13 protein-coding genes are annotated in these 11,788 nt (G+C 55.7%); 5 read left to right on the forward strand and 8 right to left on the reverse strand.

The window, feature by feature from the left end; all coding sequences use genetic code 11:
• The first annotated feature begins 250 nt into the window (after window positions 1-250).
• Window positions 251-1,921: a methyl-accepting chemotaxis protein gene (locus AC0VXT_RS18650; RefSeq protein ID WP_475546610.1), complete on the forward strand. Its 1,671-nt coding sequence runs from the start codon at window positions 251-253 to the stop codon at window positions 1,919-1,921.
• 113 nt (window positions 1,922-2,034) lie between these two features.
• Here the strand turns inward: AC0VXT_RS18650 and AC0VXT_RS18655 are convergent, their stop codons facing one another.
• The 5 genes from AC0VXT_RS18655 to AC0VXT_RS18675 all read right to left on the reverse strand — a co-directional run bounded on the left by AC0VXT_RS18655 (window position 2,035) and on the right by AC0VXT_RS18675 (window position 5,270).
• Window positions 2,035-2,454, reverse strand: coding sequence for a GFA family protein (locus tag AC0VXT_RS18655; RefSeq protein WP_475546611.1), 420 nt, complete (start codon window positions 2,452-2,454; stop codon window positions 2,035-2,037).
• Window positions 2,455-2,525: 71 nt separating this feature from the next.
• Window positions 2,526-2,990: an SRPBCC family protein gene (locus AC0VXT_RS18660; RefSeq protein ID WP_475546612.1), complete on the reverse strand. Its 465-nt coding sequence runs from the start codon at window positions 2,988-2,990 to the stop codon at window positions 2,526-2,528.
• Window positions 2,991-2,992: 2 nt separating this feature from the next.
• On the reverse strand, window positions 2,993-3,307 hold the full coding sequence (locus AC0VXT_RS18665; protein ID WP_475546613.1) for an ArsR/SmtB family transcription factor: 315 nt from the start codon (window positions 3,305-3,307) through the stop codon (window positions 2,993-2,995).
• A gap of 291 nt (window positions 3,308-3,598) precedes the next feature.
• Complete coding sequence (locus AC0VXT_RS18670; protein WP_101304812.1) at window positions 3,599-4,459, reverse strand: prephenate dehydratase; 861 nt, start codon at window positions 4,457-4,459, stop codon at window positions 3,599-3,601.
• A gap of 70 nt (window positions 4,460-4,529) precedes the next feature.
• Window positions 4,530-5,270: a 3-deoxy-manno-octulosonate cytidylyltransferase gene (locus tag AC0VXT_RS18675; RefSeq protein ID WP_475546614.1), complete on the reverse strand. Its 741-nt coding sequence runs from the start codon at window positions 5,268-5,270 to the stop codon at window positions 4,530-4,532.
• 411 nt (window positions 5,271-5,681) lie between these two features.
• Here AC0VXT_RS18675 and AC0VXT_RS18680 point away from each other — a divergent pair, with 411 nt between their 5' ends.
• The 4 genes from AC0VXT_RS18680 (at window position 5,682) to AC0VXT_RS18695 (ending at window position 9,505) form a co-directional block, all read left to right on the forward strand.
• Window positions 5,682-6,335, forward strand: coding sequence for a c-type cytochrome (locus tag AC0VXT_RS18680; protein WP_475546615.1), 654 nt, complete (start codon window positions 5,682-5,684; stop codon window positions 6,333-6,335).
• Between the two features lie 164 nt (window positions 6,336-6,499).
• Window positions 6,500-7,282, forward strand: a complete 783-nt coding sequence (hisN, locus tag AC0VXT_RS18685) for a histidinol-phosphatase (protein ID WP_475546616.1) — start codon at window positions 6,500-6,502, stop codon at window positions 7,280-7,282.
• 113 nt (window positions 7,283-7,395) lie between these two features.
• Window positions 7,396-8,181, forward strand: coding sequence for an inositol monophosphatase family protein (locus AC0VXT_RS18690; protein ID WP_475546617.1), 786 nt, complete (start codon window positions 7,396-7,398; stop codon window positions 8,179-8,181).
• Between the two features lie 97 nt (window positions 8,182-8,278).
• Window positions 8,279-9,505 (forward strand): cation:proton antiporter, encoded by a 1,227-nt coding sequence (locus AC0VXT_RS18695; protein WP_475546618.1) that lies wholly within the window; start codon window positions 8,279-8,281, stop codon window positions 9,503-9,505.
• 19 nt (window positions 9,506-9,524) lie between these two features.
• On the opposite strand, the gene AC0VXT_RS18700 is transcribed toward AC0VXT_RS18695, so the two are convergent.
• The 3 genes from AC0VXT_RS18700 to AC0VXT_RS18710 form a co-directional block, all read right to left on the reverse strand.
• Entirely contained in the window at window positions 9,525-10,199 is a 675-nt protein-coding gene (locus tag AC0VXT_RS18700; protein WP_475546619.1) for a LysE family translocator, read from the reverse strand.
• Entirely contained in the window at window positions 10,199-10,696 is a 498-nt protein-coding gene (locus AC0VXT_RS18705; protein ID WP_475546620.1) for a DinB family protein, read from the reverse strand. Before AC0VXT_RS18705 ends, AC0VXT_RS18700 begins: the two co-directional genes overlap by 1 nt.
• A 104-nt stretch (window positions 10,697-10,800) precedes the next feature.
• Complete coding sequence (locus tag AC0VXT_RS18710; RefSeq protein WP_475546621.1) at window positions 10,801-11,748, reverse strand: DMT family transporter; 948 nt, start codon at window positions 11,746-11,748, stop codon at window positions 10,801-10,803.
• Between the last annotated feature and the right edge of the window lie 40 nt (window positions 11,749-11,788).

Consider the following 11,788-nt stretch of genomic DNA (forward strand, 5'->3'; position numbering starts at 1 on the left):
CCACAACGTCATCACGCTGTAACCACCCTCCTCGCCTTTGATACAGTTCCTGACAGCTGATTCTGTCTTTGCAAGCGAAGGAATGAGCCGGGTGATACAGGGCCTTTGAAACGATGTCAATCGAAAGACCGCGCCGGGCAGCCATGCAAAAACGCATTTCGACGGAATATATCTTCGAGAATTAACTGTTCCGTTTATATTTCATGGTCCCATAATCGTTATGTGACATGTGCTAAACAAGGGGACGGACATGCGATTTCGTGTTGTGACGGGGATTTTTTCAATCCCGGCAATTTGTCTACTGACGCTGCTGGCGATTATTTTCACGGTTGCGCTTAATTACCAGACCAGCCTTCGGAACGGGAAGTTTGAACAGATTTCGCATCTGACCGAAGGGGCGGTCACGATCGTCGATTCTTATGTTGCCAAGGCAAAATCAGGCGAGATGAGCGAAGCCGATGCCAAGGCCGCCGCCCTTGGTATTCTCAATGCGTATCGCTTTGACGGGGCCAACTACATCTTTGCCAGTGACTATGGCCACTGCATGGTTCTGGATCCGCTGAGCCCTGAAGACGTTGGTAAATGTAATCCCGACAGCAAAGTGCGCACCATGATCGTCAAAACCGCACAGGCCGGTGGCGGGATCATCACCTATGAAACCAAGAAACCCGGCGAAGGTGACCGACTGATTGAAAAGGCGGCCTATGTCCGCCCGATCAAGGAGTGGAACTGGGCGCTGGGGGCTGGCGTTTATATGGATGACGTACAGTCGGAATTCGTAAGCGTGATGCAAAACATCGCCATCATTTCGGTCATTGCCATTGTCATTGCCGGAATTCTGTCGTGGATTGTCGGCACCCGGATCACCAGAAGTATCGTTGGCCTGAACAGCAGCATCCGCACCATTGCGGACGGCGACTACCAGGCGCCGGTCGAAACCGAATCGCGTTTCGTTGAAATTGGCGACATGGCGGCAGGTGTTCTTGCGCTGCGCGATAAATCGGCACAGGCCCAGCAACTTGAAGCCGATGCGGCCGTTCAGAAACAGAAATCCGAGCAGGAACGCCGGTCGAACATCCGCGCGATTGCAGAAAAACTTGAAAGCGAAGTGGGCGGCATCGCCGGTGCGGTCAACAGTTCTGTCGGGCGCAGCAACGATCTTTCGGTCAGCATGGCGCAAAATGCCGATGGTATCCTTGGCCAGAGCCAGCAGGTTGCATCGGCCGCCGGTGAGGTTTCGCAAAACGTTGACGCGGTTGCCGCCGCGACCGAGGAGCTTTCATCCTCGATCACGGAAATCAATGTTCAGATTTCGCAGATGTCAAACACGGTGGAACGTGCCACCGATGAAAGCCAAAGTGCGTCAAACGATGTCGCGGGCCTGTCCGATACGGTTGAAAAGATCAAGGAAATCATTGGCCTGATCAATGATATTGCCGGTCAGACCAACCTTCTGGCCCTGAACGCAACGATTGAGGCGGCGCGCGCGGGTGAAGCGGGCAAAGGCTTTGCCGTGGTGGCAAACGAGGTCAAAAACCTTGCGACCCAGACCGCGAAGGCCACCGACGAAATCGCCGCCCAGATCAACGACATTGTCGATGGTACCGAACGGGCGGTGACGGGTATTTCGCGGGTTTCAGAAACCATCGAACAGGTGCGTGGTGCCTCCACCGCGATTGCCGCGGCCATTGAAGAACAGGGTGCAGCAACTCAGGAAATTTCGGGCAATGCCAACCGCAGTGCGGATGGTGTGAAACAGATTTCGCACAGTGTTGATGAAACCATGAAAAGCGCGCAAAGCACGACCGAGGATGCCGCCGAACTGAAATCGGCATCCGAAGAGCTTTCGAGCCGTTCGGCCGAACTGACCCAGATCATCAAGCGGTTCTCAAGCGATCTGATCAAACAGTCGGAAAGCTAAGTCCGTCGGACGTCTGACATGTTAAAGGGCCGGTCCTTTGCAAGACCGGCCCTTTATAACAATAGCTCTCAGCCGAAGTCGCACGATGCAGCGATGTTGTTTCACTGGCCGGTTTATCCGGGCATTCGCTCGAATTTCTGCAACGAGGAATCAATCGTATCCCAGACATGACCGCAGATGCTGTAGGTGACCACCTGCGGATTAAACTGGGCAGGGTCGTCAAGGCTTGCCGCGTGGATCACGATCAATTCCGGCATTGCCGCGAATGTCAGATAGACCGGTGTTCCGCAGGTCGGGCAGAAGGCGTGGATCTTTTCGTTCCCACTATCGGCCGTTACCCGCCAGGTTTTCGCTTCGCCGATAACTGTCACATCGGCGCGCTGCGGGAAGGTCAGATAGGACCCATGCCCTGTACCGCTTCGTTTCTGGCAATGCACGCACTGGCAGTGGCTCTCGAAGACGGGTTCGCTGCTCGTTTCAAAACGGATGGCACCACACGCGCATCCGCCGGTGTAATCTTTCGCCTTGCTCATTACATTCGCTCCGTTGACTGTGGATGTGAGTGCTGCACCCGATTGCGCCGTTCGGGACGACGCCCGGCGGGTCACGCGGCTTTCGGCTTGGCGAAGACGTCGAGCCCAGAGCCGGTTTCCAGATAGGATTTCAAGCTGGAGAGGACGACCGGCCAGCCTTTGCTGATGCCCTTCGCCATATCGCTGTCCGCTTCGAGCTCGTCATGCGCAATGGTCAGCCGGACCATATCTTCGTATTCCTCGATCTCGAAGGTCACCCGACTGTGGCTTTCCGGATTATCGGCCCGTGCGGGACTCGCCCAGGATATGACCAGACGGTTCGGCGGCGAGAACTCGATAACCTTGCCGACAATATTAACGGTCCGCTCGTCATTGGCGCGGATATGCTCCCATGTCGATCCGGGTTTCCAGTCGGATACATTCTCATGGCCCCAGTAGCGCCGTGTGATCTCCGGATTGCTGATGGCTTCGAACACTTTCTCGGGTGTCGAGGCAATATAGGTCACGTAAACAAAGCTGGTCGTCTCTTTGGTCATGGTCATTCTCCCTCGAGTTCCTTTTTCAAATCGTGCAGCAGGCTGAGCCGCGGCGCTTCAAACTTCCGCACCCACCGCTCGTAGACCTCGTGCAGCGGCACAGGGTTGATGAAATGCAGCTTTTCCCGACCCCGCCTGACTGTGCTCACCAGACTGGCCTCTTCCAATATCCCGAGGTGCTGGGTGGCGGATTGCCGGGCCATATCGAAATTTTCGCAAAGCTGGCCGAGCGTTTGCCCGTTCTTCTCATAAAGACGATCAAGCAGCTTCCTGCGTGTCGGGTCGCTCAGCGCTTTGAAAACCTTGTCAGTATCCATCGTTCTCGCTCAGTTTGTATAAGAGCACATTATGCAGGTTAAAGCCTGCATGTCAAGAGCAGGTATTTACCTGCATATTAGCATTGTCCGACTTCAGCACCAGTTGGACAAATCCCCCTTCCGGGCAGAGACAAGCGCAGGTCTGGAATTGATAATTCATTGAAATAAAGATGTGTTCCAGCCTTCGCGGGAATGACGATCAAGGTCGAAAGGGGTGGAAACGCTTTGCAACAGACAAGGGCCGGACATCAAAATGTCCGGCCCTTGTTGCGTTTGGATATCGGCAAAAGGTTATTCTGCGGGAAGGTCGTTTTCGCGGCGGAATGTGTGGGCCGGATAAACACCGAGAATGCGGACTTCATGGGAGAAGAATTGCAGTTCTTCGAGCGCGTGGCGCAGGCCGAGCTGTTCGGGATGGGCTTCGACCTCGGCGAAAAACTGCGTCGCGGTGAAGTGGCCCTCGACCATATAGCTTTCGAGCTTGGTCATATTGATGCCGTTGGTGGCAAACCCGCCCAGCGCCTTATAGAGCGCAGCGGCAACGTTGCGCACCCGAAAGACAAAGCTTGTCACAACCGGGGTGCCGTCATTGGCGATATTGAGCGGATCGCGGGCCAGAATGATAAAGCGCGTTGTGTTGTGTGCGGCGTCTTCGACTTCGGTGCGCAGGATATCAAGGCCATAAATCTCAGCGGCCAGTGCCGGGGCGATGGCGGCAATCGATTTATCACCAAGATCGGCGACTTCCTTGGCGCAGCCTGCCGTATCAGAACCGACAACCGTATTCACCCCAAGTTCCTTGCGCAATTTGCGGCATTGGCCCAGCGCATGAACGTGGCTGCGGATTTCCTTGATTTCTTCGATTCTGGTTCCCGGCACGGCCACAAGGGCGTGATTGATCCGCAGGAACGTCTCGCCAATGATGTGCACACCCGACTCGGGCAGAATATGGTGAACATCGGCCACGCGCCCGGCGAGTGTGTTGTCAATCGGGATCACGGCCAGCTCAACATCGCCGTCTTCCAGTGCACTAAAGGCGCCTTCAAAGGTCCGGTAGGGTACGGTGGTTGCCCCCGGAAAGGCACGCCGGGCAGCCTGATCGGAATAGGCCCCGTGCATTCCCTGAAAAGCGATCCTTTGTTGCGCGGTCATCTGGTTGTTTCCTGATACGTCAAAAGTGTTTTCGTCACGAACTTCAAGTGTTTGGGATAGAAAACCCCAATTACGCGCCCAGCACAAGGCGGGCGCGTTCAAGGTCTTCGGGGGTATCAACCCCCAAGGGCACACCGTCGACCAATGCGACGGCAATCACCATGCCGTTTTCAAGGGCGCGCAACTGTTCAAGCCGTTCGCGTTTTTCAAGTTCGGCCGAAGGCAATGCGACAAACCGGTCAAGGGCCGCACGGCGATAGGTATAAAGACCGATGTGATGATACAGCGGGCCGTCACCAAACGGTGCGGTCGCGCGGGTGAAATAAAGTGCACGTGCGACACGCTGGCCGTTAAAGGCAACGACGGCCTTTACCACGTTGGGATTGTGGCGTTCTTCTTCGCGTTTGATTTCAGCCGCCAGGGTGGCGATATCGACCATCGGATCGGCAAGCGGATCAAATACCGCGCGGATGTCATCGGGCGAGATCGTCGGCAGATCGCCCTGCACATTGACCACCGCATCATATGTGCCATCGGGATCGAATGTCTGAAGCGCCTGATGCACACGGTCCGAGCCACTTGGCAAATCAGGATCGGTGAGAACGGCGATGCCGCCTGCGGCCTCAATGACATCGACAATTTCCTGTTCGGCGCAAGCGACCAGAACCGGGCCAATTTCGGCCTCCATCGCGCGGCGCCAGACCTGAACAATCATCGGTTCACCGCAAATGTCGGCCAGCGGCTTGTTGGGCAGACGCATGGACGCCATACGGGCAGGAATAACAACAACAGGATTGCGCGGCGTCAACATTTTGGAACTCCGGTCAGGCAGCAGGGCCATATAGCTTGCCATATAGTTAGCCACATTTTGATTTCGCGCAAAGCATGCATGTCGCGCAAGATGCCAAAACATGGCTGTGAATCGGCGGGACAATAGCCGGTTTCAGGGAATAGGCAAAAGACAGAATCGTTTTTGCGGCAATCACGCGGGCCAATGCCCCAAATTGTGCTAGACGAAAGTCTACTGCCTTTTGTTTTCGCCTTTATGTTTAAGAAAGGTTGATGCAAATCTCTGAAACGTATAGTTTCCCACCGATCAGTTTTGCCTGCTGTCACATGCGTGTTGCGTAAATTGGCGCAACACTAGGGGGACGCATGGGTAATCTGGTCTATATTATATATAAAAAACCTGAGAGTGATTAGGCTGTAACGGGGTCCCGTCATGAACACGATGGAAATCAACAAGATCGTCGCCGGAGTCATTTGTGCCGTGCTTTTGGTAGTGGTTGTCGGAAAGATTGGTGGCGCGCTTGTCCATCCCGACGAGCTCGAAGCACCGGTTTATCCATTCTCCGAGGATGTGATGGCGGGCGCGAATACTGATGCTGCGGCGCCAAGCGAACCGGCAGGACCGGAACCGATCCTTGCCATGCTGGCATCTGCTGACCTTGGTCAGGGCGAAAAAGTCTTTAAGAAATGCGCATCTTGCCATGATGCATCAAAGGGTGGTCCGAACAAAACCGGCCCGAATCTTTATGGCATCGTTGGCGCGAACTTCGCCCATAAAGGCGATTTTTCCTATTCCGACGGCATGGCAAACCATGGCGGTGCCTGGGGCTTTGCCGAGCTGAACGAGTTCCTTTACAAGCCGCGCGATTACATCGACGGCACGAAAATGAGCTTTGGCGGCCTGAAAAAAGCATCTGACCGCGCAAACGTCATTGCCTGGCTCAACAGCCAGTCTGACAGCCCGATGGCCTATCCGGACCCGGCGGAAGCCGCAGAAGCAGCCCCGGCTGAAGATGCGGCAGAAGATGCGGCACCGGCAGAAGGTGATGCAGCCCCAGCCGAAGGCGACGCAGCACCGGCGCAGTAACGGGCCTTAAACTGAACAGATTTTTCTGATCAGACATTGATTTTTTACAGGGGACAGGTAACTGTCCCCTGTTTTCGTTTCAGGGCCGGTTTTGGCCCGATCTGATCGCGTCTTTCTTGCCGATTTAGACGCCGCGCCATCAACCATCACAGGGATGTGCCTTCATGGAAGATCTCGAGCCGTTTCTGACCATTGCCCACAAACTGGCCGATGCCGCCCGCCCGGTCGTGCGCAAATATTACCGCACCCCGGTTGCGGTTGATGTGAAGGCCGATGACAGCCCGGTCACCATTGCCGACCGCGAAGTTGAACGCACCATGCGCGATATTCTGGGTGCCGAGCTTCCTGATCACGGGATTTTGGGCGAAGAATACGGTCGCGAGAATGTGGATGCGGACTATGTCTGGGTGCTGGATCCGATTGACGGCACCAAGTCGTTCATTTCCGGCAAGCCAAGCTTTGCCACCCTGATTGCGCTTTGCCACAAAGGCAAACCGGTTCTGGGCATCATTGATCAGGCGATCACCGATGAACGCTGGGTCGGCGTCATGGGACAGGCCAGCACCATGAACGGCACCGAGATCAGCGCGCGCGACTGCGAAGACCTTAAATCCGCGACCTTCTTTACCACCGCACCCGAACTGTTTCGCGGCGATGCGGCCAAGGCCTATGACGCGGTTTCAACCAAATGCCGGGTGCCGATGTATGGGGTGGATGCCTATGCTTATGGGCTGACGGCCCTTGGGCTTGCCGATACGGTGGTTGAAATCGGGCTTCAGGCGTATGATTTCTGCGCACTTGTGCCCGTGGTTGAAGGGGCTGGCGGGGTGATGAGTGACTGGTCAGGCACCCCATTGACCATGGCGAGTGCCGGGGACGTTATTGCCAGTGGCGATGCGCGGTGCCATCACGATGTTTTGGTCACGATCAAAGCCGCACTGGCCTAACCTGGCCTAAGCTGACCTAAGCACGTGGGCCTGATTAATTTCTGCGACCCGCCAACTTGCCACTTGCCACCTGCCACCTGCCACCTGCCATCCGCCCAACAGGAGTCCCGACAATGACCAATTCCCACCCGTTTCTGGCCATGGCGCACAAGCTGGCCGATGTCGCCCGGCCTGTTTTGCAAAGCTACTACCGCAAGCCGGTGGAAATTGACGTTAAGGGTGACGCAAGCCTTGTGACGATTGCGGACCGGGAAATTGAACGGGCGATGCGCGACATGATCAATGCCGAGCTTCCCGATCATGGGATTCTGGGCGAAGAACACGGATCAGAAAACCTTGATGCGGAATATGTCTGGGTGCTGGATCCGATTGACGGGACCAAATCGTTCATCACCGGCAAGCCGAGCTTTAACACCCTGATTGCCCTGTGTCAGAACGGCAAGCCCGTGCTGGGTTTGATTGATCAGGCGATTTTGGATGAACGCTGGATCGGGGTTACCGGACAGCCCACGACGCTGAACGACAGGCCGGTCAAGGCGCGCGCCTGTGAACATTTAAAAGATGCGACCATTTTCACCACCGGACCGGATCTTTTCATCACGCCAAAGGCCATTGCCGGATATAAAGCGGCATTTGGGGCGGCACGCCATCCGATTTACGGCATTGATTCCTATGGCTATGGCCTGATTGCCATGGGGTTTGGCGATGTTTTGGTCGAGTCTAACCTGCAACCCTATGATTTCTGTGCCGCTGTGCCGGTCATTGAAGGGGCGGGCGGGGTGATTACCGATTGGGATGGCCAGGCATTGACCATCAACAGCGGTGATCTGGTGATTGCCAGTGGCGATGCCCGGTGTCACGGCGAAGGGCTTGATGTGTTGCGTGCTGCGACCGCCTAATACCTTCCGCCGCCATCACATTGCCCGTTTGAACCTTTTGGTGTTTGCGCCGATTTGGGGCATCATTATGTGATGAACCAATCAGTTAGGCGCAATCATGTTTGAATGGGTGATCATCCTTTTTCTCGGATCGGGGCTGATATACGGGCTGCAATCGCGCCGGTTACAGCGGCGTAGCATTTCATCGCCGATGGTGATGGTGCTTGCCGGGGCTCTGATTGCCCTGCCACTTGGTATCTGGCACGAAGCGCCATTGGCCCCGCTGGCTGATCGCATTCATTTCGCCACCGGCTTTGCCGAAATGACGCTGGCGATTATCCTGTTTCTCGATGCTGCGGTGCTTGATTACCGCAAGGAACGCCCGGCGTTGCGTCTTGCCAACCGGTTGCTTTTGGTGGGATTGCCGCTGACCATCGGGGTGACATGGGCGTTTATCATCGGGATTGATCCAACGATTGGCATTTTGCCCGCCCTTATTCTGGCCCTGATTGTCAGCCCGACCGATGCCGCCCTTGGCCAGCCGGTTTTCGAAAACAAAAAAGTCCCCGATGCGGTGCGCCAGGGCATTAACATCGAAAGCGGCTTGAATGACGGGCTGGTGTTGCCGGTCTTTACCACTGCGGTGTTGTTTGAGGCCGAGTTACTTGGCGAAGGCCCCGGCAACTGGATCCGCGAAGCGGTGATGGAAATTTCCATCGGGGCCGGAGTTGGCATTCTGACCGGGATCATCATTGGTTATGTGGTCAATCATGCGGTCACCCATCGCACCATTCTGGATCGGTTTGAACGGCTTTTGGGGGTGTTATCGGCCCTGTTTATTTATTTTCTGTCGGAAAAGCTTGGTGGGAACGGGTTTGTTGCCGCCTTTGCCGGGGGATTGGCGCTTAACATCACAAGCGACAAGGTGCGCGATGCGATTGAAAGCTTTGGCGAGGCCGAGTCAGAGCTTTTGACCATGCTGACCTTCTTTATCTTTGGCTTGCTGGTTGTGCCCGCCGTTTACGGGCTTTGGACGTGGCAAATGGTTATTTTCTCGGTCATGAGCCTTGTGGTTTTGCGGCCGGTCTGTGTGTGGATTTGCATGATCGGCAGCCCCTATTCATTGGCTGAAAAGCTTTATATCGGCTGGTTCGGGCCGCGCGGGATTGCCTCGATCATTTATTTGCTGATCATGGCCACCATGATTGACCCGACCGGGCATGAGACGATCTATGCCGCGGTTGTGATGATTGTCTGTATCAGCATCCTCGCCCATGGACTGAGTGCCGCCCCGCTGTCACGCGCATTGGTGGCGCATCTGGCACGCACATCAAAATCATCCTGATATTTGGGGGAAATGCCGTTTATTGTTCGGTGATCGCAAGGCGCACACCAAGGGCGATGAACATTGCCCCAAGGGAGCGTTGCAGCCACGCGCCAATCGCGCCATTGCCCTTGATACGAAGCGCCGCCGCCCCGACCAGAAGCACAATTGCACCTTCGACCACAAGCCCGATCAGATTGACCGTTGTGCCAAGGATGAGAAACTGGAGCGCGCCGTGTCCCTGTTCGGGATGCACGAACTGCGGCAAGAAGGCCATAAAGAAAATCGCGACTTTGGGATTGAGCACATCAATCATCGCCCCCTGTCGCCATGCCTGAAAGGCGGTGACGTTATGGGCCGTGACGCGAGCGGATGCGATGTTGTCCATCTCCGAGGTGTCGGTGTCGGCGGAGGCGGATTTGGCAAAACTGCTGCGCAGCGCGCCAATGCCGAGCCAGACCAGATAGGCCACCCCAAGCCATTTAACGATGGAAAACGCCAGTGCGGAGGTCGCCAGAATGGCCGAAAGACCAAGGGCAGCAGCAAAAACATGGACAAATGCGCCCGAAACCACCCCGAAACTTGAGAAAAAGCCGATTTTTCGCCCATGCACCGCCGTTTGACCGATAATATAGGCCATATCAGGCCCCGGCGAGACGTTCAACAGCACGGCCGCGATCAAAAACGGTGTGTATTGGACCAAAAGGTCAAGCATCACAGCAAATCTCGTGCGTAATAGACCAAATCAATCTCAAGCGGTTTGCCGCCCGCCTCAAGCAGCATGGACGACAATTGCCCGCGATGATGGGTTTGATGGTTGAACATATGCCCCAAAATCAGATCACGCGGCATGGTGTAGGCCCCGGCCGAAACCGACTGATAGGTCAGATCACTCATCAGGACGTCTTCGGTCAGGCCATCAAGATACGCAATAATCGCCTGATCCTGTGCCTCACGCGCGACCCGCAAATCACCAAAGGCGTCAAACAGGATGGTATCAAGCGGCATGACTTCGGGTGCGCCCAAAAGCCGCGACAACCACAAACGGTCGGCCACCAGAAGATGGTTCAGGGTGCGCATGATCGACGGGAAGAACGCGGTGCGCGGCTCATACAATGCGTCAGCCGGTAAAATGGCACAGGCCGCGTACAGATGACCATTGGCCCAATGATTATAGTCGGCCATGCGTTTGAAATAGGCGACGCCGTTCATGTGCTTTCTCCGTTCGTCTTTTATCGTCTGGGTTCGTCTTTGCGCGGTTTCAGTTTAACACATCACCGTCAGGGTAGCGGTCATGTCAGCGGCCATGTCAGCGGTCAGACACCGGCTTGTTTGGGTTTGTCGTCGCAGACCGGTTCTGCTGCCACTTGTGCCAAGACAAGTGATGCCGGTTTGGGCATGCGTTTGGTCAGGATCACCACATTGCCCAGCATCGTCAGCCCGACACCCAGAATGATGTTACCGGTCCAGATGAAATCTTCAAACCATGTCGAGAGCAAAAGAGCCACCACCGGAAACATCACCGAACTATAGGACGCGCGGTCCGGCCCGATTTTCCCCAGCAACGTCAAATAGGTGCCAAACCCGATCACCGAACCAAACAGCGCCAGATAGACAAGGGCGGCAAGGAACGACGGGCTGGTATCAAACGTCAGTGGCACACCAGAAACCGCGATATAGCCAAACAGCATGACGGTGCCATAGAGCATGCCAAAGGCATTGGCCTGCATCACCGGAATGCCGTGCCCATGATTGCGGGCCGAGGCCATATTGCCAAGCGATGCGATGTAGCTTCCGGCCAGCGACAGCAAAAGCCCGATGCTGCCGCCGGTTGCCAGATCAAAGGCGGCCAGATCGCGCGCAAACACCAACGAAATCCCGGCCATGCCCAGAACCGCGCCAATCACGGTGCGCGTTTCCGGACGGCGATGGAAAAAGATCGCGCCATTAATCATATTCATGATGACGATGGTCGAAAACACCACCGCCAGCAGCCCGGAGGTCAGATGGATACTGGCGATATAGATCAGCACATAGTTAAACGAGAACAGGCAGACGCCAAGGGCGGCCATGAACAGATGGTCCCGCAGCGAGAAACGCATCGGCAAGCGGCGCAGGCCACACCATGCCATCAGGATAAGGGTCGCCAGCGCAAAGCGATAGGCAACAGCGGCCTCGGGGGCGACGGAGAGCTGAAACTGGATCGCGATCCAGGTCGATCCCCAGATCAGCACAACAACCGCATATAATCCCAGTATGCCCATGACGGACTCCAACAAAAAGTGAAGCGGTAATCTAGGGCAG

The organism is Thalassospira sp. Z349TD_5, from assembly GCF_056173045.1.